The following is a 24465-nucleotide window of genomic DNA, read 5'->3' on the forward strand; positions in this document are numbered from 1 at the left end:
CGCATGCGACCGGGAGGAGCTACCGATGCCTGATCTCGCTGATCTTTTTCCCGGCTATGCGTCCGAATGGATCAACACCTCGCAGGGCCGCATCTTCGCCCGCGTCGGCGGCAAGGGCCCGCCATTGCTGCTGCTGCACGGCTTCTCCTCGACGCATGTGATGTGGCACACGGTCGCGCCGAAACTCGACGACAGGTTCACGCTGATCATCGCCGACCTGCCGGGCTACGGCTGGTCCGATATGCCCGACAGCGACAAGGACCATACGCCCTACACCAAGCGGGCCTGGGCCAAGACCATGGTCGAAGTGATGGAGCAACTCGGGCACGTGCATTTCGCGCTCGCCGGCCACGACCGCGGCGGCCGGGTGTCGTACCGGCTCGCGCTCGATCATCCCGGCCGCTTGTCGAAGCTTGCGGTGCTCGATATCGCGCCGACCTATGATTACTGGCAGAAGCTCAATCGCCTGTCCGCGCTGAAGATCTACCACTGGGCGTTCCTGGCGCAGCCCTATCCGCTGCCGGAGACGCTGATCTCCAACAATGGCGAATTCTTCCTCAAGGAAAAGATGGCGAGCCAGACCAGGAGCAAGACGCTGGAGGCGATCGATCCGCGCGCGCTTGAGCACTACCTCGCGCCATTCCGTGATCCCGCGCGCATCCACGCGATGTGCGAGGACTATCGCGCCGGCGCCTATGCCGACTACGAGATCGACAAGGCCGATGTCGACGCCGGCAAGAAGATCACGATCCCGATGCTGGCGCTGTGGGGCGATGCCGGAGTTGCCAGCGCGGCAACGACGCCGCTCGACACCTGGAAGACCTGGGCCACCAATGTCAGCGGCGCGCCGGTGGCGTCAGGGCACTTTTTGCCCGAGGAGGCTCCGGAGGCGACGGCGAAGCTGCTGCGCGAGTTTTTCCTGGCGGGGTAGCCGTCATTGCGAGGAGCTCGCGACAAAATTGCAAAGCAATTTTGCGCTGAAGCGACGAAGCAATCCATTCTATCCCCGTGCTGAGACGTGGATTGCTTCGCTTCGCTCGCAATGACGAGGAGGGAGCTTCATCCGCGCTACGAATTCGTCAGCGCCGCTCCCTGAAGAACTCGCGCAGCAGGCGCGCGGACTCGGTCTCGCCGACCGCGCCATAGACCTCCGGCACGTGGTGGCAGGTCGGCTGCGCGAAGAACCGGACGCCTGACTCGATCGCGCCGCCCTTGGGGTCGGCGGCGCCGTAATAGAGCCGGCGGATGCGGGCAAAGGAGATCGCGCCGGCACACATGGTGCAGGGCTCCAGCGTCACGTAGAGGTCGCAATCGACCAGCCGCTCGGTGCCGATGGCCTCGGCGGCCCGCCGGATCGCCAGGATCTCCGCATGGGCCGTCGGATCGTGGTCGGTCAGGGTGCGGTTGCCGGCGGTGGCGATCACCTCGTAGCCCCGCACGATCACGCATCCGATCGGAACCTCGCCAGCTTTTCCGGCACTTTCGGCGGTTTTTAGCGCCAAATCCATGAAAGAAGGGGCAGACATGCCTCGTATCATCGGAAGAAACCTGCTAGTAGCGTCGCCTTCAGCAGAAGTGGATGCCGGTTTTGCGCCAGTCGCGCCCAGATGGCGCGCGTATCGCCGGTTGCCCTGCGCCCCAATTGAACCTCCAGGCGAGAACATTCATGCCCCGCGACAGCGACAAAAACAACGATTCCCCGCGCGGCCGGCGGGACCGGGGGGCGCCCGGGAAGGGGCGGCCCAGTGGCTCCCGCGGATCGGACAAGCCGTTCGGCAAGCGCAGCTTCGGCGGCAAAGGTGGTGATCGCGACAAGCGCTCGTTCGGCGACAAGGGCGAGGGCCGCTCGTTCCGCCGCCGCGAGGATGGCGATGCGCCGCGCCGCGATTACGGCGACCGGCCCCGCTTCAAGCGCGACGACCGCGGCGGCGAGGGGGGCGGAAAGCGCCCGTTCAAACCGCGCGGCGACCGCCGCGACTTTGATGCGGGCGATCGTCCGCAGCGCGGTGGCGCGCGCTCGGAGGGCCGGTCATCCGACCGCAAGTTCGGCGAGAAGCGGTCCTATGGCGATCGCGAGAAGCGCCCCTACACGCCGCGTGGCGAGCGCGACGGCGAGAAGCGGACCTTTGCGCCGCGCGGCGAGCGCGCCGAGCGCAAATTCGACGACCGGAAGTTTTCGCGCGGCGATCGCGACAAGGGTTCGTTCCGCGACAAGGGCGAGGGCCGCCCGTTCCGCCGCCGCGAGGACGGCGATGCGCCGCGCCGCGATTTCGGCGATCGGCCGCGCTTCAAGCGCGACCGCGACTTCGAAGGCCGCGACCGCAGCGACGAGAAGCCCTGGCAAAAGCGGGATCGCAAACCGCGCGACGACCGCGGCGGCGACGAGCGTCCGCGCTTTTCGCGGTCGCGCGAGGATCGCGGTGGCGGCGAACGTCCGCGATTCTCGAGGTCCCGCGACGATCGTGAGCAAGGTGATCGTCCGAAGTTCGGCCGGCCGCGCTGGGATCGTCATGATGAAGATGGTGGCCGCGACAGCCGCCGCCGTGAGCGGCCCGAAGGCCGCACCGACTGGCAGGAGCACCCGCGCAGCGAGGGCCGCTTCTCCGACCGGCCGCGCCGCGACAATGAGGACGACAGCAGGATCTTTGCGAAGCGCCCGGCCTTCGGCGGCCGCGGTGCCTATCGCGAACGCGCCACCGACGACCGGCGCGAGCGTCCCGAGCCGAAGCCGAAGAAGACAGGCGAACGCATCGCCAAGGTATTGGCGCGCGCCGGTCTCGCCTCGCGCCGCGATGCCGAGGAGATCGTCACGCAAGGGCGCGTCACCGTCAACGGGCGCGTGATCAACTCGCCGGCGCTCGATATCACCGACAACGATGTCGTGGCGGTCGACGGCAAGCCGTTGCCGCCGCGCGAGCGGACGCGGCTGTTCATGTATCACAAGCCGCGCGGGCTGATGACGACGCATGCCGATCCTGAGGGGCGGCCGACCGTGTTCGACAATCTGCCCGAGGGCTTGCCGCGGCTGATCTCGATCGGCCGGCTGGATTTCAACACCGAGGGCCTGTTGCTGCTGACCAACGACGGCGGCCTGGCGCGGACACTGGAGCATCCCGACACCGGATGGCTGCGCCGGTACCGCGTGCGCGCGCATGGCGAGGTGACGCAGGGCCAGCTCGACCAGCTCAAGGGTGGCGTCGAGGTCGACGGCGTCAAATACGGACCGATCGACGCGACGCTGGAGCGCGACCAGAGCGCCAATGTGTGGGTGGTGTTCGCGATCCGCGAAGGCAAGAACCGCGAGGTGCGCAACGTGATGGCGCATCTCGGGCTCGAGGTGAACCGGCTGATCCGGATCTCCTACGGTCCGTTCCAGCTCGGCGAGCTCGAGGAGGGCAAGGTCGAGGAGGTCAAGACGCGGGTGCTGCGCGAGCAGCTCGGCGAGAAGATCGCCAAGATCGCAGGCGCCGACTTCACGCGGCCGGAGCAGCGTGACGCAGCCGACAGCGACGATGCGCCCGCCAGGAAGCCGAAGCCCAGCAAGCGCGAAACCATCAACGATCGCAAGGGCCGCCGAGTGCTGGTGCAGCGCACCGGCAGCGAGGAAGCGCGTGCCCGCAATGAAGACGAGGCGAACGGCTACGGCCCGCCGCGTCGTCCCAAGCGCGGCTATCACGGCAAGCGCGATCTCAAGCCGCGGGACGAGTAACGGTCAATGCGCGTCGTCGGGGGCAGGCTGAAGGGCCGCAATCTCGCTTCGCCTGCGGGCCGCGAGATTCGTCCGACCGCGGACCGCCTGCGCGAGTCCGTGTTCAACATTCTGATCCACGCCTACGACAATCCGATTGAGGACGCGCGCGTGCTCGATCTGTTTGCCGGCACCGGCGCGCTCGGCATCGAGGCGGTCTCGCGCGGCGCCAGGTTCACGCTGTTCGTCGACAATGGCGCCGAGGCGCGGGCGCTGCTGCGCAACAATGTCGAATCGTTGGGTCTCGGCGGCACGACCAAGGTCTATCGCCGCGATGCCACCGCTCTTGGACCGGCGCATCCGGTCGAGCCGTTCTCGCTGGTGTTTCTCGATCCGCCCTATGGCAAGGGGCTAGCCGACAAGGCGCTCGCCTCGCTGCGCGACGGCGGCTGGCTGACGCCGGGCGCGCTGCTCGTGGTGGAGGAGGCGAAGGCCGCCGCGTTCGCGGCACCCGAGGGCTTCGAGGAGCTCGAGCGGCGGGCGTATGACGACACGGAGTTCGTGTTTTTGAAGATTTCAGATTCGTAGGATGGGTAGAGCGAAGCGAAACCCATCCTACGAAGCGACAACGCTTCGGTCGCCGACGATGCTGAAACTCAGGGGGACGTTTTCCAGACCCCTCGCGTTGAGGTCTTGTCGAGCTTTCCGTCGCGGGCCAATTGGTTTGACGCCCATCTCAGTTCATACTGCCACACATAGAAGAATTCGCCCGAGGCCTTGAGGTCGGAACTCATGCCGATCCCAAATATACTTCCCGATTTCTGCAATACGCGCGCTGCCACCGCGAGATGCGATTGCGTCCAAAATCAAGAGCTTCAAATCGTCTCGCTTCACCACAGTTCCTCGCTACCGCCGCCCGAACAGCTTCTCGATATCGCTCAGCTTCAATTCGACATAGGTCGGGCGGCCGTGGTTGCACTGGCCGGAGTTCGGCGTGTCTTCCATCTCGCGGAGCAGTGCGTTCATCTCTTCCGGCTTGAGGCGGCGGCCGGCGCGGACCGAGCCGTGGCAGGCCATGGTGGCGGCGACATGCATCAGCCGGCGCTCCAGCGGCAGCGCCTCGTCCCACTCGGCCATGTGCTCGGCGAGGTCGCGCAACAGGCCCGCCGCATTGGCCTTGCCGAGCAGCGAGGGCGTCTCGCGCACCGCGACCGCGCCGGGGCCGAAGGATTCGATCGCGAGCCCGAATGACGCCAGCTCCTCGGCGCGGTCGAGCAGCTTCTCGACGGTCGCCTCATCGAACTCGACGATCTCGGGGATCAAGAGGATCTGCCGCTGCACGCCGTTCTTCGCCAGCGAGGCCTTGAGCTTCTCATAGACGATACGCTCATGCGCCGCGTGCTGGTCGACCACGATGAGGCCATCGCGGGTCTGCGAGACGATGTAGGTCTCGTGGATCTGGGTGCGCGCGGCGCCCAGCGGCCGGTCGAGCAGGTCGGGCGCGGGCGCGGCCTCGAAGCGCACATCGGCGGTCGGCGCGCCGACGTCGAAGGCGGCCTGTCCGGGCTCGGCGAAGGCGGCCGCCGCCGCGCCGTCGAACGCGCGCATCGGGCCAGCCGGATAGGACGGCGAGCCGCGCCAGTCCCAATTGCCCGGGCGCGGCGGCGTGAAGGCCGGGCGGAAGGCCGAGAGCGCGGCGCCGTCGGCGGTATTGGCCGCGGTGCGCCTGCCTTCGCGCGCGAGGCCTTCCTTCAAGGCGTGCACGATGAGCGCGCGGACCAGGCCGGCATTGCGGAAGCGCACCTCGGTCTTGGCCGGATGCACATTGGCATCGACCTCCCGCGGGTCGCAGGTCACGAACAGCGCCACGACGGGATGGCGGTCGCGTGGCAGGTAGTCGGAATAGGCTGCGCGCACGGCGCCGAGGATCAGCTTGTCGCGCACCGGGCGGCCGTTGACGAACAGATATTGCCCGAGCGCATTGGCGCGGGTCAGCGACGGCGCGGCGGCAAAGCCTTCGACCACGACGCCCTCGCGCTCGGCGCGCACCTCGATCGCACAGCTGCGAAAATCCGCACCCAGGATATCGCCGAGCCGGGTCAGCCGGCCGGCCGCGCCGGGCAGCGCTGCGGCCCAGGTGACCGGCGCGCGCTCTTCGCCGGCCAGCGTGAAGGCGATGTCCGGGCGCGCCATGCCGAGGCGGCGCACCACCTCGCGGATCGCCTCCGCCTCGGTGCGGTCGGTCTTGAGGAACTTCAGTCGCGCCGGCGTTGCGTAGAAGAGTTCATTGACCTCGACGCGGGTGCCCTGGCCGAGCGCGGCCGGCATGACCTCCGACTTCTCGCCGCCTTCGACCGACAGCGACCAGGCATGCGGCTCGCTGGCATGACGCGTCGTGATGCCGAGCTTTGCGACCGCGCCGATCGAGGGCAGCGCCTCGCCGCGGAAGCCGAGCGTGCGGATGCGCAACAGGTCTTCGTCGTCGAGCTTGGACGTGGCGTGACGGTCGACCGCAAGCGCGAGGTCGGCGCGGGTCATGCCGCCGCCATCGTCGGTGATGCCGATCCGGCGCCGCCCGCCGCCATCGGTGAAAACGTCGATTCGGCTGGCGCCGGCGTCGATCGCGTTCTCGACCAGTTCCTTGACCACGCTCGAGGGGCGTTCGACCACTTCGCCGGCGGCGATGCGGTTGACGAGCTGTTCGGGAAGCTGGCGGACGGGCATGGATTGGACGGTCGGAGGAGCGATTCGAGGCTGGCCGTTACTATAAGTCGCCGCGCCGGCAAATGCATGGGACCGATATGGCGGCCGCAAGCAGGTTGGGGATGAGTCCGGCCTATCGCCTTGAAGACGCTTGGCTTCGGCGGCCGGCACGTTACGCCCTACGTCCCGATTGTGGGGCCGCGCGCACAGGTATATCGTTTAGAAAAATTATAAGTTCTCGCCGGAGGAACGCCATGTGCCATCTTTTCGCGCATCAGCCGCAACGCGACTATGAATCGCAGACCCGATCGTTGCGGATCGACGGCCATTGCACCTCGATCCGGCTGGAAATGTCGTTCTGGGATACGCTGGAGGAGATCGCGGCCAAGGAAGGCATGACCTTGGCCAAGTTCCTCACCACCCTGCACAACGAGGTGCTCGATCATCACGGCGAGGTGAACAATTTCGCCTCGCTGCTGCGCTGCTCCTGCCTGATCTACCGCGCCAAGGCCAACGCGCCGGCGGTCGTGCCGGATTATCGCGAGACGACGGCGATCATGGATGCCGCGGAATAGATTTCGCACCGGTCCATCACGCAAAGAAGAAAGCGGCCTTGTCCAGTTGGGCAAGGCCGCTTCAGTGAGAGGGGAATTGTATTTTCTTGCTAAAGCGCAGTGGCGACCGCGACGGCGCTGCGCTCCCTCGCCCCGTTCTTACGGGGAGAGGGTTGGGGTGAGGGGCCGTCTCCGCGTATCCGGTGACAGCTGCGTTTGCGGAGACCCCCCTCACCCGGAACGCACCTAACGATGCGCTCCGACCTCTCCCCGCACGCGGGGCGAGGTGAGGCGGAATCCGCGACTCGGTTCGAATGGTCGTCTGGTCTAGATCTCCTTGCGCTGCATCGCGCCGGCGATGTGGTCGGCCTGGCGGATCGCCAGCGACACGATCGTCAGCGTCGGGTTGCACGCTGCGCCTGACGTGAACTGGCTGCCGTCGGAAACGAACAGGTTCTTGATGTCGTGGGTCTGGCCGAACTTGTTGATCACGCCGTCGCGCGGCTTCTCGCTCATCCGGTTGGTGCCCATGTTGTGGGTCGAGGGATAGGGCGGCGTCGGATAGGTGACGGTGGCACCGACCGCCTCATAGACCGCGGAGCCCTGCTTGTACGCGTGATCGCGCATCGCAACGTCGTTCGGATGATCGTCGAAATGCACGCTGGCGACCGGCATGCCGAACTTGTCCTTGATCTTCGGATCCAGCGTGATGCGGTTGGTCTCCTGCGGCATGTCCTCGCCGACCAGCCACATGCCGGCCATCCGCGGATAGCCCTCGATCGCGCTGGTGAAGCTGCGTCCCCAGGCGCCGGGATTGAGGAACGCGGCCATGAAGGGCAGGCCGAGCGACAGCGTCTCCATCTCGTAGCCGCCGACGAAGCCGCGCTTCGGATCGTTCTTGGCCTCGTCGCGGATGATGCCGGCCATCGTGGTGCCGCGATACATGTGCACCGATTTCTCGAAGCTCGCATATACGCTGCCGGTCATGTGCCGCATGTAGTTGCGGCCGACCTGGCCGGATGAATTGGCGAGCCCGTCCGGGAACATGCTGGAGGCGCTGTTGAGCAACAGCCGCGGGCTCTCGATCGAGTTGCCGGCGACCGCGACGACGCGGGCCTTCTGGCGCTGCATCGCGCCCGTCGCATCGGCATAGACCACGCCGGTGACCTTGCCGGACTGGTCGTGCTCGATCTTGATCACCATGCTGCCGGGGCGCACTTCGAGATTGCCGGTGGCTTCGCCCTTCGGGATCTCGGTGTAGAGCGTCGACCATTTGGCGCCCGACTTGCAGCCCTGGAAGCAGAAGCCGATCTGCTGGCAGGAGCCGCGGCCGTCGCGCGGCTCGCTGTTGATCGCCATCCGCCCGGTGTGCACCTCCTTGTAGCCGAGCTTCTTCGCGCCGGCCTCCATCACCTTGAAGTTATTGTTGCCGGGCAGTCCGGGGATGCCGTTGGTGCGGGTGACACCCATCTTGTCCTCGGCCTTGGCGTACCACGGCTCCATCTCGGCGAGCGTGATCGGCCAGTCGATCAGGTTGGCGCCGGGAATGGCGCCATAGGCCGACTTGATCTTGAATTCGTGCTCGTCGAAGCGCAGCGAGGCGCCGGCCCAATGCGTGGTCGAGCCGCCGACCGCCTTCACGATCCAGGCCGGCAGGCCCGGAAAATCCTGGTGGACGCGCCAGCTGCCCGAGGTCGAACGCGCGTCGGACCAGGCGAGCTGGGTGAAGCTGTCCCATTCATCGTTGATGAAGTCCTGGTTCTCGATGCGCGGGCCGGCCTCCAGGATGACGACCTTGACGCCCTTCTGCGCCAGTTCATTGCCGAGCGTTCCGCCGCCGGCACCGGAGCCGACGATCACCACAACGCCGCTGTCATTCAGATCGAATTTTGCCATTGTTTCCTCCCGACCCGTTAGACCTTCGGCAGCCAGTCGATATCGGCGAAGCCGCGCTTGATGTAGCCGCCATGCTCGGCCGAGGAGCCCTCGTAGCCGAACCGCGGCCACACCTCCTTGTTATTGTAGATGGAGACGATGAGGTCGCCGCGGATCTTCTGGAAGAACGCGCTCTGTTCGATCTGTTGCAGCAGCGCGACGCGGTCGTTTTCCCAGGCGACCTGGACATAAGGCATCTTGTGGCGGTCGTTGGCCGCCTGATCGAGCCTCGTGACGCCGTCATTGATCAGCGACTTGACCGCCGGATCCTTCGCGGCCTTCTCATCATACGGCTTGACCGCTGCTATGTAGTAGCTGTCGCCGAGGAAATCGTGCGGATAGATGTCGCGCGCCATCTTGAGCAGCGTCTTCATCGTGGCCGGCGTCAGCGTCGTGGCGCCTTCGGCCCACGCATCGGTGATGCCGAGCCCCGTCGAGGTCGCAATCGCGACTGCGGGTGCGGTAACGGCCGCGCCTTTGAGAAAGACACGCCGGTCATATTTGCTGCGTCGATCGATTTCTCTCATGGGTTCCTCCGTCAATTTTTGTTTGTGCAATTGCCTTGTTGTTTGAGCATGCTCTAGCCGAAGCGCCCGCCGCGCTGGATCACCTCGATCTTGTAGCCGTCGGGATCGGAAACGAAGAAGAAGCGCGCCAGCGTCTTGCCGTCGTGCTTGAAGTCGCGCAGCGGCCCGGGCGACAGTTTCTCCTTCTCGAAGCGCGCGTGCTCGGCATCGACGTCATCGACGATGACGGCGAGATGGCCGTAGCCGTCGCCGAGCGTGTAGGGCTCCTTGCGATCGAAATTGACCGTGAGCTCGACCTCGAACGGCGAGGAAGGATGGCGCAGATAGATCAGCGCGAAATCGGGAAATCTCAGATTGTCCGCGATCTCGAGGCCGAACGCGCGCTGGTAGAAGTCGAGCGCTTTGGCTTCGTCGAGCACGCGGATCATCGAATGCACGGGTTTCGCCATTCAGTTCAGCTCCTTCAGATAGGCGATGATCATGGCGCGGGTTTCCGGCTTGGCCTGCCGGTAGGCCATCACGGCGCCGGGGATCACCTCCTGCGGATTGGTCAGCCAGGCGTCGAGCCTGGCGTCGTCCCAGACGAAGTCGGCCTTGCTGAAGCCCGCGGAATATTTGAAGCCGTCGGCCTTGCCGGCGTGGCGGCCGACGACCTTATAGAGCGACGGTCCTTGCCGGACGGCATCCGACATGTTGGTGGTGTGGCAGGTCGCGCATTGCTGCTTGAACAGCGTCGCCCCATCGGGCGGCCTGGCGGCGGGCAGGGGCATCTGCGCAGCCGTCATTTGCACTGCAAGCATTGCGCTGCAAAATCCCAGCCCCAACGACCACCTTGCGCGCAGCTTTGTCATCTACATCACCGCCTCTGTGCGGTGACTGTAGGAGGCTGAAATCCGCCGTTGGTAGTAGCGGGCTGTTTCACAGCAGAACAAAGCTGGGCGGTGATCTGGCGCGGAACCGATGGTTGCCGCATATGCGGACGACAATTTCGCAAAATGACCGCGAAATCCCTGCACGATCACCACACGACGCAGCTTGCATCTCGCGTGCGCCGTTTGCGGAAAATGCAGTCTTGCGCGATGGGGTTCAGGGTCGGCGCTGCAAACGGCGCACCACCTGCGCCGCTCCTCCATCGTCAATTAAAGTCCCAGGAGAAATGGATGACGTTTGCAAAAACCAGCGTGCTCGCCCTTGCCATCTCGGCCGCGATGGCCGGCCCCGTCCTGGCACAGGGAACGACTGCACCGGATACCCGCGGCGGTGCACAGGGCAGAGGTACCATGCAGCAGGGCGGCGGCATGTCCGGCAGCGGCGATGAGGAAATGACGGCGCAACCTGGCGCGACGACGCAGAAGAGCGGCGCCGCCGCCAAGTCGGGGAGCAAGGGAACGGTTGGCAGCGGACGCACGGCACCGAAGTCGGGTGGTTCCGAGATGGCGCCCGCAACCAAGAAGTACTGAAGCACGAGAGCCTTCGCGGTTCTGATCAATCGGAACCAAGGCTCAAGCTTCTTGTTCTGACGCGTTCCTTCGCGCGAACCGACATCCGCTTCGCGCGAAAACGCTTCTGGTTACGCTGACCGGATCCCGGATGCAGTGCCGCGCGCGCTGCGTCCGGCGTTCCCTGGAGCATGATCCGGAAAAGTGGAAACCGGTTTTCCGAAAAGATCATGCTCAAACAAGGAGATGAGATCATGATGCGATTCCGTGGAAACGCATTATGATCTAATCGTCGAAACGGCGCGCCCCGCGACCCGCCTTGATGTCGCTGCGGCGTTTCTTGCCCTCGAGCCGGCGCTGCTTGGAGCCGAGCGTCGGCTTGGTCGGCCGCCGCGGTGTCGGCCGCACCATCGCCTCCCTCAACATCTCGAGCAGCCGCTCGATCGCATCGGCGCGATTGCGTTCCTGGGTGCGAAAGCGGAAGGCGTGGATCACGATCACGCCGTCCTTGGTCATGCGGCTGCCGGCGAGCCGCGCCAGCCGCTGCGCGGCGTCTGCCGGCAATGCAATCTTGTTGGTATCGAAGCGAAGCTGCGCCGCGGTCGAGACCTTGTTGACATTCTGTCCGCCCGGGCCGGAGGCGCGGACAAAGACGATCTCAATGTCGTTCTCGTCGATCGCAAGGTCGCGGGACACCCGCAGCATGACATCACCCGTGAAAGGAAGAATCGGCAGGCCGCAGGATAGCGGGTTTGTGCTGTGCGTGCTTCAGCTGCGTAGATGCAGCGTTAGGTACGTCTGAGAGCGCCGCGTGCGGCTTACCCCTCTCCCACCCTCCCCCGCAAGGGCAGGGCAATCGCATATGGAATGAACCGATGCTTCCGCGCCGTCATGGCCGGGCTTGTCCCGGCCATCCACGTCTTTTCTTCGCGTGGAAACGAAGACGTGGATGCCCGGGACAAGCCCGGGCATGACGAGTTTGTGGGAACTCCGATCGCCTCAAACGGCCATATGCGATTGCCCTACCCGCAAGGGGGAGGGAGCCCTACCGCCTATACGTCCCTGACGGCCCGAGAACGGGCTGTAGTGTTTGCAGTGACTCGGTGTGAGGTGAGCACGCTGTTCCGGCTCCCTCCCCCTTGCGGGGGAGGGTGGGGAGAGGGGTGGCCACGGCGGTGGTGCGGACGAAGAAGTGAGAGCGCGCCGAAGCGCGTCAGTTCGCCTTCGGCGGCGCCGACACCGGCTGCGCCGCGGCCTGCGGGGCGCGGCCGACGATTGCGGTGAGCAGGCCGTTGCCCAGGCTCTTGGCGACCCGCTTGGCATCGTCGAGCGTCACCGCGTCGACGATGGCGTTGCGCTTCTCGATGTAATCGATCGGCAGCTTGTCGAGCTGGTATTGCAGCATCGCCTGCGCGAGCTTGGAGGAGGTGTCGAGCGCCAGCATCTGCGAGCCCTTCAGGTAGGACTTCGCCTCGTCGAGCTCCTTCTGCGTCGGACCTTCCTCGGCGATGCGGCGCACTTCCGCTTCGATCGCATCGACGGTCTCGCCGGCGCGATCGGCGCGGGTGCCGGTGTTGCCGATGAACAGCGCGGAGTGATCCATCCAGACCAGCGCTTCATAGATCGAGTAGGCCAGCCCGCGCTTCTCGCGCACTTCCTTGTAGAGCCGCGACGACAATCCGCCGCCGCCGAGAATGTGGTTCACCACATAGGCCGCCATGAAGTCCGGGTCGTGCCTGGCAATGCCGGGGCCGCCGAAGGTGACGACGGTCTGCGGCACGTCGAGCGGGACGAAGGCGCGCTGCGGCGGCCTGGTCGCCACGACGTCGGGAATGGGCGTCAATTCGGCCTTCGCCGGCAGGCCGCCAAAGGTCTTGTCCAGCAGCTTGCCGAGCGTATCGGGATCGACGTCGCCGACCGCGGCAACGCGCAGCGTATCCTTGGCGATGATGCGGCGGGTGTAGTCCTTGAGATCCGGGATCTGGATGGTCGGCACGCTGTCGAGCGTGCCGGTGGCCGTCCTGGCATAGGGATGATCGCCGAAGGCGAGCTCGAGGAACTTGCGGCCGGCGAGCGAGGACGGATTGGTCGATTCGCGGCGCAGATTGGCGATCACCTGGGCGCGGATCCGTTCGACGTCCTTCGGCTCGAAGTGCGGCGAGGTCAGTGCCATCCGCAACAGGTCGTAGGCTTCGTCCTTGTTGTCCTTGAGCATGCGCAGCGAGCCGCGGAATTGATCGCGGTTCGACTGGAAGCTGAGCTCGATGGCGCGGCGCTCGAGCCGCTCATGATAGGTTTTGGAATCGAGATCGCCGGAGCCTTCGTCGAGCAGGTCGGCGACCAGATTGCCGACGCCGGGCTTGCCGGGCGGATCCTGGCTGGCGCCGCCGCTGAAGGCATATTCCATCGCGATCAGCGGCACGGTCGCGTCCTGCACGAACCACGCCTCGATGCCGCCGGGCGATACCAGCCGCTGGATCTTGGCCGCGGCCTGCGAGGGCACTGAGGTCAGCGTCAGCAGCGCGGCGCAGGCGCCGCCGATCAGCGCCGCACGGCGGGTGAGGGAATAGATCACGAGCGCTTCTCCTCGCGTTTCGGCGCAGTATCCTTGATCAGATAGCCGGTCACCGACCGCTTCTTGTCGAGCCAGCTGGCGGCGGCAGTGCGCACCTGCTCGGCAGTGACGGCGCGAATGCGATCCGGCCAGCTGCGGATATCCTCGATGCTGAGCCCGGTGGTCAGCGCGCCGCCATACCAGCGTGCCAGTGTCGCCTGGTTATCCTGGGCGTAGATCGCCTCCGCGATGAGCTGGGTCTTGACCCGTTCGAGATCCTCGGCGCGCGCCGGGTTCTGCGCGAGGTCGGCGATCACCTTGTCGATCGCGTCCTCGATCTGCGCGAACTCGACGCCGGGTTTCGGCGTCACCGAGATCGAGAATTGCGACGGATCGAGCGAGGTGCCCTGGTAGCCGGCGCCGGCCGAGATCGCGAGGCCCTTGTCGATCACCAGCGAGCGATAGAGATAGGAGTTGGCGCCACCACCCATCAACTGCGCGAGCACATCGAGCGCCTGGCTCTCGCCCGCTGCCGCCGTCGTCGCCGACGGCACCAGGTAATAGCGGCGCAGGCTCGGCTGCTCGACGCGCGGATCCGACAGCGTCACGGTGCGCGGCGCGGCCGGTGTCGGCTCCTGCGGCCTGACCCGCTTCTCGGGGATCGCACGCTGCGCCGGGATCGGGCCGAAGTTCTTCTCGACCAGCGGGCGGATATCCTTGACGTCGACGTCGCCGGCGATGACCAGGATCGCGTTGTTGGGTGCGTAGAAGCGACGGTAGAAGGCGAGCGCATCCTCGCGGTCGAGCTTCTCGATCTCCTGATGCCAGCCGATCACCGGCCGACCATAAGGATGGTTGAGATAAAGCGCGGCCATGATCTGCTCGGTCAGCCTTGCATCCGGGTTGTTGGCAACCCGCATGTCGAACTCCTCCAGCACGACATCGCGCTCCGGCAGCACGTTCTCGTCCTTGAGGATCAGGCCGGTCATGCGGTCGGCCTCGAACTCCATCATGGTGGGCAGCTGCTCGCGCGGCACGCGCTGGAAGTAGCCGGTGTAGTCGACCGAGGTGAAGGCGTTCTCATTGCCGCCGACGCGCAGCACGGTCTGCGAGAACTCGCCCGCCGGATGCTTGGCGGTGCCCTTGAACATCAGATGCTCGAGGAAATGCGCGAGGCCCGATTTGCCGGGCGTCTCGTCGGCCGAGCCGACCTTGTACCAGATCATCTGCGTGACCACGGGCGTGCGGTGGTCGGGGATCACCACGACCTGCAGGCCGTTGTCGAGCGTGAAACTGGCGGGGCGTTCCGAGGTGACGGTGGTCTGGGCGCGGAGGCTGGCACCCGGCAGCGGGATGGTGGAAACGAATGCGGCAGCGAACAGGGCGATCGATCGGCGAGAGCGCATCATGGTCCTTATGAAAGCCCGGACACCGGCCGGGGCGCGAAAGCAAGCCATCGTACACGGTCGTTCCCGTGCCGATGGTCACGAAGCGGAGAGACACCGCCGCCCCGCATTAAGCTTTGCTCATGTCAGCCTTCGCCCGCGGAGGCCAAGCGATCACTGCACCGGTTTTCCGGTCATGACGTCGTACTGGCCTTCTTTCGCCATCGGCGCCTGCGGGCCGGTGCCGTAGGCATAGCCCCCGGACGGCGTCTGGTAGCCCGGCGGCGGCTCGGTCAGGGATTCGCGCGTCGGCTCGCCCTTGAACGGCTTGGACTCGCTGCTGTTTCCCTTGAACATGCCGAGCAGGCCGCCGGTGTAACCGAGCTGGCTCGGCATCAGCGACGGATTGGTGCTCACGCCGGGCTCCAGCGGCTCTTTCCGGCCGTCGGTGGCGGTCTGCTGCTTGCGGCCCGCCTCGATCTCGGCCGGCGTCAACGCCACCGCCGACTGCCACGGCTCCTTCTTGACTTCCTTCTTGCGCGCCGCGATCGCAGCCTTGCGCGCCGCGATATCAGGGTCCTTCGGCCAGTTCGGCGCGTTGACCTGGGCGGTCGATGCCGGCGGGGGCAAATCCAGCTTCGGCGGCACCACCAGCGGCGAGCGCTCGCGGTAGTCGATGCCCTTGCTGGCCGCGCTCTTGGCGCCGAGCCCGGTCATCAGATTGTCGACGATCCGCTCTTCGAAGGTCAGGCCGTCGTCGCCGTCATCCTCATCGTCGCCGGCGCGCACCGGGCCGGCCGTCATGACAAGGCCGATCCCGGCTGCGACGAACGCCAGGCGCAGGCCGCGCATCAGCGACAGCCGGGACGTCTCGATCAGGTAACCGCGGGCTTTGGTGTTGCGCATTGCGCCATTCCCATCTCAAAATTCGCCAAAGCGATCACTGGCTTAGGCACAGTTCCGCTTGATACAGGTGTGGGCCGCTGACCGGCTCGTATCGGCCGGGATCAGGGCGCTTTTACGGCGGGGGTCCCCACCACGGAATCATACGATAGGGCTGCCACGCCAGCAACGATGGCTACATCGGCAAGGTTGAAGATGTACCAATTGAAGGTTTTTCCCCGATCTCGGCATGAAGCAGGGCAAAATCGACCACCGCGCCATAGGCGAAGCGGTCGATGCCGTTCCCGATGGCACCGCCGATGATCAGGCCGAGCGACACCGTCGCGAGCCAGGTCCGCGACCGCGCCATCCAGATCGCCAGCGCGATCACGGCCGCGGCCTTGATCATCATCAGCAGGATCTGGGCCGCCGGGGTCTCGCTCTGGAACCAGCCGAAGCTGATCCCCGGATTCCAGGCGAGCACCAGGTCGAAGAACGGCGTCACCCGCACCGGGGCGTGATGCACGATGTCGAGGACGTGGAGCAGCCAGAGCTTGGAGGCCTGGTCGGCGATCAGGGTGATCACCGCCGCAAGCACACCGGCGCGCACGGGCGAGCTCAAGCCGTGACCTCCAGCGCCTTCCATTCGCGCAGCGCTTGCGCGTCGCGCGGCGAGACGTCGGGATATTCGGGGTCCTCGCCCACCGTCGGCAGGATCTTCCACGAACGGGCGCATTTGGTGCCGACCGCCTTCTCGACCACGACGGCAACGCCAGGCACGGCGTCGAGGCGGAAGGCTGTGGCCGGCGCCTCGCCCTCGCGCACCTCGTAGTTCGAGGTGATGCAGACTTCGGCGAGATCGATATCGAACAGCGTGGCCAGCATCTGTCTGTCAGCGACGTAGATCACCGGCGATGCCTCGAGCGAGGAGCCGATCCGCTTGGCGGCGCGTTCGAGTTCGAGCGCGCCGGTGACGACGCGGCGGACGTTGCGGACCGTCTCCCACTTCGCGGCAAGCGCGTCGTCTGGAACTGCTCGAGACCTTCGGGAAACAGAGTCAGATGCACCGAAGGCTCGGCGTTCGGCCGATACATCCGCCAGGCTTCGTCGGTGGTGAAGCTGAGGATCGGCGCCAGCCATTTCAGGATCGCGTCGCAGAGCAGATCGATCGTGGTCAGCGCCGCCTTGCGCGCCACCGAGGACGGCGGATCGCAATACAGCGTGTCCTTGCGGATGTCGAAGTAGAACGCCGACAGCTCGGAGTTCATGAAGGCAGCTAAGCTTGCGACCACGGTCTTGTAGTCGAAGTCGGCATAGGCCTTGCGGATGGTCTCGGTGTGGCCGGCGAGCTCGTGCAGCATCAGCCGCTCGAGCTCGGGCATCTCGGCAAAGGCGACCTTCTCGCTCGGCTTGAAATGGTGCAGCGTGCCGAGCATCCAGCGGATCGAGTTGCGCAGCTTGCGGTAGGTCTCGATGGTGTTCTTGAGGATCTCCGGGCCGATGCGCTGGTCGTCGGCATAGTCGGTGGCGCAGACCCACAGGCGCAGGATGTCCGCGCCGGAATCCTTGATCACCTTCTGCGGCTCGACGGTGTTGCCGAGCGACTTCGACATCTTGCGGCCGTTCTCGTCGAGCGTGAAGCCGTGGGTCAGCACTATGTCATAAGGCGCGCGGCCGCGCGTGCCGGCGCTTTCCAGCAGCGACGAGTGGAACCAGCCGCGATGCTGGTCGCTGCCTTCGAGATACATCACGGTGTCGTTGCCGCCGTCGACCTTGCGGACGATGTTGCCGAGCTGCGGGAAGTTCTGGCGGTCTTCCAGCACGAAGGCATGCGTGGAGCCGGAATCGAACCAGACGTCGCAGATGTCGTCGACCTTCTTCCAGTTCTCGGACGCGCGGCTGCCAAGGAAGCGCTCGCGGGCGCCGGCCATGTACCAGGCGTCGGCGCCTTCCTCCATGAACGCCTCGGTGATGCGCTGGTTGACGACCTCGTCCTGCAGGATCTCGGCCGAGCCGTCGCTGTTCTCCCGCACGAACACGGCAATCGGCACGCCCCAGGCGCGCTGCCGCGAGATCACCCAGTCGGGACGGTTGGCGATCATGCCGTTGATGCGGTTCTCGCCCGCCGGCGGCACCCATTGCGTGATCGAGATCGCGTGCAGCGCGCGGGCGCGCAGCGTGTCGCCCTTCTTCGCATGGCCGTTCTCGGCGATGGGCTTGTCCATCGCGATGAACCATTGCGGCGTGTTGCGGAAGATCACCGGCTTCTTGGAGCGCCAGGAGTGCGGATACTGGTGCTTGAGGCGGCCGCGCGCGAGCAGCCTGCCGGCCTCGATCAGCGCCTTGATCACGGCCTCGTTGGCATCGCCCTTCTCGCCCTTGTCGTTGAGCACGCGTTTGCCGGTGAAGCCCGGAGCCTGTGCGGTGTAGGCGCCGTTCTCGTCGACCGTATACGGGATCGCCGTCGGGATGCCGCGCGCATCGAGCTCGCGGGTGTTGGCCGTCCAGACGTCGAAGTCCTCGCGGCCGTGGCTCGGCGCGGTGTGCACGAAGCCGGTGCCGGTGTCGTCGGTGACATGCTCGCCGGCGAGCAGCGGCACGATGAATTCGTAGCCGCCACCGAAGCCGCGCAGCGGATGGGCGCATTCCACCGCGTCCAGCGTGTCGCCGGGAATATCGCGGACCTTCTCATAGGACGTGACGCGGGCCTGCTTGAACACCTCGGCGGCAAGTGCGTCGGCCAGGATCAGGAGATCGCCGGCCTTCGCCCAATTGTCCGCCGGCGCGTCCGTCACCTTGTAGAGGCCATAGGCGATCTTCGGCGAGAACGAGATGGCGCGGTTGCCGGGCAGCGTCCACGGCGTGGTGGTCCAGATCACGACCGAGGCATTGGCCAGCGCGCCATGCGCCGGCGAGGTGACCGGGAATTTCACCCACACCATGTCGGAGGTGTAGTCCTCGTATTCGACCTCGGCTTCGGCAAGCGCGGTCTTCTCGACCACGCTCCACATCACCGGCTTCGAGCCGCGATAGAGCGTGCCGTTGGCGGCGAACTTCATCAGTTCGCGAGCGATCTGGGCTTCGGCCGGATAGCTCATCGTCTGGTAGGGATGATCCCAGTCGCCGATGATGCCGAGCCGCTTGAACTCCTCGCGCTGCACGTTGATCCAGTGCGTCGCATAGGCACGGCATTCCTTGCGGAACGCGACCATCGCCGCCGAGTCGCGGAAATCGGGCTTCTGCTTGCCCTTGGAGCGGTAGTTCTCCTCCTCAATCTTCCATTCGATCGGCAGGCCGTGGCAGTCCCAGCCCGGCACGTAGTTGGAGTCGAAGCCGAGCATCTGCTGGCTCTTGGTCACGACGTCCTTGAGGATCTTGTTCAGCGCGTGCCCGATATGGATGTTGCCGTTGGCGTAGGGCGGGCCGTCATGCAGCACGAATTTGGCACGGCCTTCGGCTTCCTGGCGGAGCTTGTCGTAGAGGCCGATCTCGTTCCAGTATTTCAGGATTTCCGGCTCGCGCTGGGGCAGGCCGGCGCGCATCGGGAATTCCGTCTGCGGCAGGTAAAGGGTCTTGGAATAGTCCCTAACGTCAGTCTTTTGGGCGTCGGTCTTTTGCGGCTTGTCGGACATGAAAGCTCTGATTTGGCAGGTGCGGGCGCGGATACGCGATCAATCGCGGGTGAAACGGCGAAGTCCCGGTCTTGCGCCGAGCCTTCAGGCTCAGGCGGAAGCCGGGCCGCTAATCCGTATGATGCGCCGCGAAAACATGGGGTTTCCATAGCAGCCGGACGGGGAAATCGCAAAGCCCCCGGTGGCTCGCAGGGCCGCGCATGGCGCGGTTCAGGCCGGCCGTGCCCGGGCCGGATTTCCCGCCACGATCGCGCCGGGGGCGACGTTCCGTGTGACCACGCTGCCGGCCCCGACCAGGGCGCCGTCGCCGATCGTGATGCCGGGCAGAATGATGGCACCCCCGCCGATCCAGACGTCGCTGCCGATCCGGATCGGGCGGCCGAATTCCAGCCCGGCGCGGCGGGTTTCGGCATCGCGCGGGTGGTCGGCGGTATAGATCTGCACCGCGGGTCCGATCTGGGTCCGATCGCCGATCGCGACCTCGACGACGTCGAGGATGACGCAATTGAAGTTGAGGAACACGCCGTCGCCGAGGCTGATATTGCTGCCGTAATCGCAGAAGAACGGCGGGCGTATCACGGCATCCCTGCCGACCTTGCGGAAGCGCTCGCCGAGCAGCGCGTGCAACTCGGCCGCGGACGATGCGCCCGACGCATTGTAGCGTGCCATCCATTGTTCCGCCGCTGTATGCTCGGCGGCGAGCTCTGCATCCGGGCGATACAGCTCGCCCGCCAGCATTTTTTGCTTTTCAGTCCGGTTCAACCAATCACTCCGAGCTGCGGGAACGCGTCGGGCGCCGCGGCCAGCACCGCGCGCGCCTTGGCGCTGTCGTCATCCATCTGGCGTATCAACGCCTCGATGGTGTCGAATTTCAGCTCTTCGCGAATGAAACCGATGAATGCGACATCAAGGACCGCGTCGTACAGATCGCCCTTGAAGTCGAACAGGAACACCTCGAGCAGCGGCGCGCCGTTGTCGAAGGTCGGCCGGCGCCCGAAGCTTGCGACACCGTCGAACCGTTGCGAGCCCTTGCCGACCCGCACCGCGTAGATGCCGTGCTTCAAGCCGCAATGCTTGTCGAGGCGGATATTGGCGGTGGGGTAACCGAGATCTCGGCCGCGCTTCTCGCCGTGGACCACCTTGCCGGTGACGAACCACGGTCCGCCCAGCATCGTGGTCGCATCCGCGATCTCGCCTTCGGCGAGCGCCATGCGGATCGCGCTGGAGGAGACCGGGCGCTCCTCGATGTCGACATGGGCCTGCACATCGACCTCGATGCCGAGCCGCGGCGCTTCGCTGACCAGCAGGCTCGGCGAGCCGACCCGGCCCTTGCCGAAATGGAAGTCGTAGCCGACCGCGATCCCGCTGATGCTGAGCCGGCCGATCAGGTCATGGTGAATGAAATCCTGTGCCGTGGTACCGGCGCGCGCCTTGTCGAACGTCATGACGACGGCGCCCGCGAGGCCGGTGGCCGCGAGCAGCCGCAGCTTGTTGGTCTCGTCCGTGAGACGGAATTGCGGAGTGTTCGGGCTGAAGAAGCTGCGCGGATGCGGCTCGAAGGTCACGGCGAGCGCGGGCACGCCGCGCGCTCTGCCCATCGCAAGCGCCGCGCCGATCACGGCGCGGTGACCGAGATGGACGCCATCGAAATTCCCCATCGCGACCACGGCGCCTTTCGGAATGGCGCTTGCGGGGGTGTTGTCGCGGATAACGGTAAAGCCGGTGCTCATGAGCGGTATTCTTCAAGGATTCTTAAGCATGATTGGTGCGGGCCGGACCGTGACGCGGCGGCGGCGTGGAAGTCAAGGCTAACGAAAATCGCGTCAAATCCGTAACAATCCGGATTCAGCCGGTTAACGCGCTGTTTAACGGCTGCTGTTAGTCGTTGGCGGAAAGCTGCGTTTGTGCAGAAGCCAAGTTGCGTTTGTGTTTTGGGGGAAAGATGGCGGTTGATTTGTCCATGCCGGTTCTGGTGGTTGATGATTACAGCACCATGATCCGCATCATCCGGAATCTTCTCAAGCAGCTTGGATTTGAAAATATCGACGATGCCTCCGACGGCTCCGCAGCGCTGAACAAGATGCGCGGCAAGAAGTATGGCCTGGTGATTTCCGACTGGAACATGGAGCCGATGACCGGCTACGACCTGCTCAAGGAAGTCCGCGCCGATCCCAACCTTGCGACCACGCCCTTCATCATGATCACGGCGGAATCCAAGACCGAGAACGTGATCGCGGCCAAGAAGGCCGGCGTGAACAACTACATCGTCAAGCCGTTCAACGCGGCCACGCTGAAGACCAAGATCGAGGCGGTGTTCCCGGACATGGCGACGGCATAACCGCCCGACATCGATCGCGTCGGCTGAAATTCACGCATGCCCGGCAGAAGCGCGTCTTCGCGCTAGATGTCCCGGGCATTTGCATTTGATCACGCTTCCCTTTACCCGCCCCGCTTGTGCAACACGAGGGGGAGGGCGGCTGCACGATTTCGGAATATTAGAAGAGTATCGCTGAGTTGCCCGACGTGTCAAGGCGACTGGTCGAACCCCGCGCGCCACGGGCTACTTTGCATGGGGTTGTTTTCGATATTTTGGCGGCGCGCCCCTTTACCTCGCCCCGCTTGCGGGGAGAGGTCGGATTGCATCGAGAGATGCAATCCGGGTGAGGGGGTACAGGTGTCTCGGCATCCGGCGCTTGGGGAGGCAGCCGCTCACCCAACCCTCCAAGAGCGAGCTTCGCTCGTCTCGACCCGGTGAAGAACGGGGCGAGGGACAGCGTCGCTTGCGGTTACCACTTCAGCTCGCGCATCAGCGCGCGCGGCGGATGGCCGAACAATTCCTTGATCGAGGCCGCATCGAGCTGCTCGATGCCCTCGAACTGTTCGGAATGGATGCCGCGGGTGACGAACAGGAGATCGATGCCGAAGCCAAGGGCGCCGGTGAGATCGGTGCGCACGGAATCGCCGATCGCGAGCACCCGGCTGAGCTCGGTCGGGCGGCCGCGGCGCTCGCTGGCCAGTGCCATGGCGCGCTCATAGATCGGCCGGTGGGGCTTGCCGTAGAAGATCACCTCGCCGCCGAGCTCGCGATAGAGTTCGGCGACCGCCCCGGCGCAATAGATCAGCCGGTCGCCGCGCTCGACCACGATATCGGGATTGGCGCAGACCAGCGTGAGCTTGCGCTCGAGCGCCTTCAGCAGCGTGTTCGCGATAATCTTCGGCCAACTCGGTCTCGTCGTCGAACAGGCCGGTGCAGATGATGTAGTCGGCCTGCTCCAGCGGCACCAGCGTGGCGTCAAGGCCGCGGTGGATCGAGCTGTCGCGCTCCGGGCCGATCCAGAAGATCTTCTGGCCGGGATGATCGGCGACGAAGTGGCGCGTCAGGTCGCCCGAGGAGACGATCGCGTCATAGGTCTCGTCGGCGACGCCGAGCTTGCGCAGCTGTCGCTGCACGGAATCGGCCGGCCGCGGCGCGTTGGTGATCAGGATGACCGTGCCGCCTTGCTGGCGGAATGTGTGCAGTGCCTCGCAGGCTTCGGGAAAGGACTCGAGCCCGTTGTGCACGACGCCCCAGATGTCCGACAGCACCACATCGACGCCGCCGACGAGGTCGCGCAGCTGTTCCACGAAACGCAGTGAGGTCATGATGCGAATTGCCGGCTAATTTGGACCGAGGGCGCGGCGCGCCAGCGCGGCGCTGCCGGTTGCGCGCGGCGGAGCTGCGGGGCTGGAGACAGGGGCTGAAGTGCTGGCGCCATTAAGATCCTGGGGGTTGGTCTGCGGAGCCTCGGCGGTAGCAGATGCCCCCTCCGGCCGCAACGGCCGCGGCGGCGCGAACAGGAACCCCTGGCCGAACCGGACATCGTAGTCGAGCAGGTCGACCACCGAGCGTTCGCCCTCGATCCGTTCGGCGATCAGGTCGATGCCGTAGCGGCCGAGCAGGTCGGACAGATCGGACGGATGGATATCGGTGCTCGCGATCTGCCTGGCGTCGAGCAGCAGCGCCGCTGGCACCTTGATGAAGCGGACGCCGCGATCGGCGAGCTCGCGTGGCTCGAGGCGAAGGTCGCTGACATGGTCGATCGAGAACCGGTAGCCGCGCTGTGCCAGCGCCGCGAGGTTTTCGCTCTCGGTCCCGCCGAGATTGCGGAAGGTCGCCTGCTTGAACTCGAGCACGAAGGACGGCGCCAGCGCGCGGTTGGCCTCGAGGAAGTCGAGACACTGGGTGAAGTGCGCCTGGTTGGACAGCGTCGCCGCCGAGACGTTGCAGAACACGCCGACATCCTTACTGCGGATCATCAGGCGGCGCAGCACCTGGACGCAGCGAAGCATCACCATGTGATCGATGCGGCCGATCAGGCCGCCGGCCTCGGCCGCCTCGATGAAATCCTCGGCGGCCAGCACCTGGTCGCGCTCGTCGCGCAGCCGCGTCACCGCCTCGTAGTAGCGCACCTTGCGCTGCGGCAGCGTCACCATCGGCTGCAGGTAGATATCGAGGCGGTTCTCGTCGATGGCCTGCTTGATCGCGCCGATCAGCTGGGTCTGGCTGCGCGAGACCTCCGGCGGAGCCGCAGGTGTCGGCGGAGGCGCAACCACGACGGTCGGCGCCGGCGCAACCCTTTGCAGCACATCGTCGCGCGGGGACGCGACCGGCTGAACCGCCGGAGCCGCCGCCAGCAGATCCTCATGATGCGCGACGGATGCCGCGAGCTGCCGCACCAGTCCGCCGAGCTCGCTGATCTCGCCCGCCATGCCCTGCATCCGGTCGGCGCCAGAGGAGTTGGCGGAGGCGACGCGGCCTTCGACCGCGGCCAGCCGGCGGCCGAATTCGGCGACCTGGCGGGCAAGGTCGGCGGTGCCGCGCGACAGATCCGCGATCTGGCCGCCGACGTCGCTGCGGTCGCGGAGCCGCATCGAGACCGCATTGTAGAGGATCAGGCAGGTGAGGGCGGTAAGCGCCACGATCGCCGATTCCGATCCGCTGATGCCCGCCACCGAATACAGCACGAAGCCGAGCGAGGCTGCGACCAGCACCATGCAGATGGCGATGAAGATCGTCGAAATGCAAATCATGTCGCGCGCCCGCGCCCTCTGTCCGAACGTCCCCGGACCGCGACCTTAGCACCATTGTTGATTCGACGGGCCAGCGATCTTCGGAACCGGCTGGAA

General features: G+C 65.6%; 19 protein-coding genes and 3 pseudogenes. 6 read left to right on the top strand and 16 right to left on the bottom strand.

Annotated features, from left to right (window positions below; all coding sequences use genetic code 11):
* Positions 1–25 precede the first annotated feature (25 nt).
* Complete coding sequence (locus ACSKB9_RS30605) at positions 26–931, top strand: alpha/beta fold hydrolase (RefSeq protein WP_438077761.1); 906 nt, start codon at positions 26–28, stop codon at positions 929–931.
* 148 nt (positions 932–1079) lie between these two features.
* Here the strand turns inward: ACSKB9_RS30605 and ACSKB9_RS30610 are convergent, their stop codons facing one another.
* Positions 1080–1526 (bottom strand): nucleoside deaminase, encoded by a 447-nt coding sequence (locus ACSKB9_RS30610; RefSeq protein ID WP_438077763.1) that lies wholly within the window; start codon positions 1524–1526, stop codon positions 1080–1082.
* A gap of 140 nt (positions 1527–1666) precedes the next feature.
* Here ACSKB9_RS30610 and ACSKB9_RS30615 point away from each other — a divergent pair, with 140 nt between their 5' ends.
* Together ACSKB9_RS30615 and rsmD are read left to right on the top strand one after the other, a co-directional pair.
* Positions 1667–3709 (top strand): pseudouridine synthase, encoded by a 2043-nt coding sequence (locus ACSKB9_RS30615; RefSeq protein ID WP_438077765.1) that lies wholly within the window; start codon positions 1667–1669, stop codon positions 3707–3709.
* A gap of 6 nt (positions 3710–3715) precedes the next feature.
* Complete coding sequence (gene rsmD / locus ACSKB9_RS30620; protein WP_438077767.1) at positions 3716–4276, top strand: 16S rRNA (guanine(966)-N(2))-methyltransferase RsmD; 561 nt, start codon at positions 3716–3718, stop codon at positions 4274–4276.
* A 318-nt stretch (positions 4277–4594) separates the two neighbouring features.
* Here rsmD and mutL read toward each other — a convergent pair whose 3' ends face one another.
* The gene (gene mutL / locus ACSKB9_RS30625; RefSeq protein WP_438077769.1) at positions 4595–6412 is read right to left on the bottom strand and encodes a DNA mismatch repair endonuclease MutL; all 1818 of its coding nucleotides are present in this window, start codon (positions 6410–6412) and stop codon (positions 4595–4597) included.
* Positions 6413–6645: 233 nt separating this feature from the next.
* Here mutL and ACSKB9_RS30630 point away from each other — a divergent pair, with 233 nt between their 5' ends.
* Entirely contained in the window at positions 6646–6966 is a 321-nt protein-coding gene (locus tag ACSKB9_RS30630; protein WP_057016638.1) for a ribbon-helix-helix domain-containing protein, read from the top strand.
* A 306-nt stretch (positions 6967–7272) separates the two neighbouring features.
* On the opposite strand, the gene ACSKB9_RS30635 is transcribed toward ACSKB9_RS30630, so the two are convergent.
* From ACSKB9_RS30635 to ACSKB9_RS30650, 4 genes are read right to left on the bottom strand one after another with little or no spacing between them, the layout of a single operon-like run.
* Positions 7273–8841 carry a GMC family oxidoreductase gene (locus tag ACSKB9_RS30635; protein WP_438077771.1) on the bottom strand — a complete coding sequence of 523 codons (1569 nt, stop codon included), beginning with the start codon at positions 8839–8841 and terminating at the stop codon, positions 7273–7275.
* A gap of 17 nt (positions 8842–8858) precedes the next feature.
* On the bottom strand, positions 8859–9407 hold the full coding sequence (locus tag ACSKB9_RS30640; protein WP_076825559.1) for a Twin-arginine translocation pathway signal: 549 nt from the start codon (positions 9405–9407) through the stop codon (positions 8859–8861).
* 53 nt (positions 9408–9460) lie between these two features.
* The gene (locus tag ACSKB9_RS30645; protein ID WP_016844454.1) at positions 9461–9856 is read right to left on the bottom strand and encodes a VOC family protein; all 396 of its coding nucleotides are present in this window, start codon (positions 9854–9856) and stop codon (positions 9461–9463) included.
* Positions 9857–10177, bottom strand: a complete 321-nt coding sequence (locus ACSKB9_RS30650) for a c-type cytochrome (RefSeq protein WP_438080472.1) — start codon at positions 10175–10177, stop codon at positions 9857–9859. It lies immediately after the preceding gene.
* 390 nt (positions 10178–10567) lie between these two features.
* Between ACSKB9_RS30650 and ACSKB9_RS30655 the strand changes: the two genes are divergently transcribed.
* On the top strand, positions 10568–10867 hold the full coding sequence (locus tag ACSKB9_RS30655; RefSeq protein ID WP_057016634.1) for a hypothetical protein: 300 nt from the start codon (positions 10568–10570) through the stop codon (positions 10865–10867).
* A 264-nt stretch (positions 10868–11131) separates the two neighbouring features.
* Here ACSKB9_RS30655 and arfB read toward each other — a convergent pair whose 3' ends face one another.
* From arfB to ACSKB9_RS30695, 8 genes and pseudogenes are all read right to left on the bottom strand, one after another.
* Positions 11132–11551 (bottom strand): alternative ribosome rescue aminoacyl-tRNA hydrolase ArfB, encoded by a 420-nt coding sequence (gene arfB, locus ACSKB9_RS30660; RefSeq protein WP_310879656.1) that lies wholly within the window; start codon positions 11549–11551, stop codon positions 11132–11134.
* Between the two features lie 508 nt (positions 11552–12059).
* Positions 12060–13421, bottom strand: coding sequence for a M16 family metallopeptidase (locus tag ACSKB9_RS30665; RefSeq protein ID WP_438077774.1), 1362 nt, complete (start codon positions 13419–13421; stop codon positions 12060–12062).
* Positions 13418–14809 (bottom strand): M16 family metallopeptidase, encoded by a 1392-nt coding sequence (locus ACSKB9_RS30670; protein ID WP_438077776.1) that lies wholly within the window; start codon positions 14807–14809, stop codon positions 13418–13420. Before ACSKB9_RS30670 ends, ACSKB9_RS30665 begins: the two co-directional genes overlap by 4 nt.
* 150 nt (positions 14810–14959) lie before the next feature.
* Positions 14960–15691, bottom strand: coding sequence for a hypothetical protein (locus ACSKB9_RS30675; protein ID WP_092089068.1), 732 nt, complete (start codon positions 15689–15691; stop codon positions 14960–14962).
* Positions 15692–15792: 101 nt separating this feature from the next.
* Positions 15793–16313: pseudogene (lspA, locus tag ACSKB9_RS30680) on the bottom strand (signal peptidase II).
* Positions 16286–19299, bottom strand: a pseudogene (ileS, locus tag ACSKB9_RS30685) (isoleucine--tRNA ligase). The pseudogenes lspA and ileS overlap by 28 nt, the downstream one beginning before the upstream one ends.
* A gap of 210 nt (positions 19300–19509) precedes the next feature.
* Positions 19510–20061, bottom strand: coding sequence for a sugar O-acetyltransferase (locus tag ACSKB9_RS30690; RefSeq protein WP_168856566.1), 552 nt, complete (start codon positions 20059–20061; stop codon positions 19510–19512).
* The gene (locus ACSKB9_RS30695) at positions 20058–21029 is read right to left on the bottom strand and encodes a bifunctional riboflavin kinase/FAD synthetase (RefSeq protein WP_438077778.1); all 972 of its coding nucleotides are present in this window, start codon (positions 21027–21029) and stop codon (positions 20058–20060) included. Before ACSKB9_RS30695 ends, ACSKB9_RS30690 begins: the two co-directional genes overlap by 4 nt.
* A 212-nt stretch (positions 21030–21241) precedes the next feature.
* Here ACSKB9_RS30695 and ACSKB9_RS30700 point away from each other — a divergent pair, with 212 nt between their 5' ends.
* The gene (locus tag ACSKB9_RS30700; RefSeq protein WP_016844467.1) at positions 21242–21637 is read left to right on the top strand and encodes a response regulator; all 396 of its coding nucleotides are present in this window, start codon (positions 21242–21244) and stop codon (positions 21635–21637) included.
* 448 nt (positions 21638–22085) lie between these two features.
* Here ACSKB9_RS30700 and ACSKB9_RS30705 read toward each other — a convergent pair.
* A pseudogene (locus ACSKB9_RS30705) lies at positions 22086–22941 on the bottom strand (TIGR01459 family HAD-type hydrolase).
* A 15-nt stretch (positions 22942–22956) separates the two neighbouring features.
* Positions 22957–24369: an EAL domain-containing protein gene (locus tag ACSKB9_RS30710; protein ID WP_438077781.1), complete on the bottom strand. Its 1413-nt coding sequence runs from the start codon at positions 24367–24369 to the stop codon at positions 22957–22959.
* Positions 24370–24465: the final 96 nt, after the last annotated feature.

The sequence above is a fragment of the Bradyrhizobium sp. BR 1433 genome (assembly GCF_051547665.1).
GTDB lineage: Bacteria > Pseudomonadota > Alphaproteobacteria > Rhizobiales > Xanthobacteraceae > Bradyrhizobium > Bradyrhizobium australafricanum.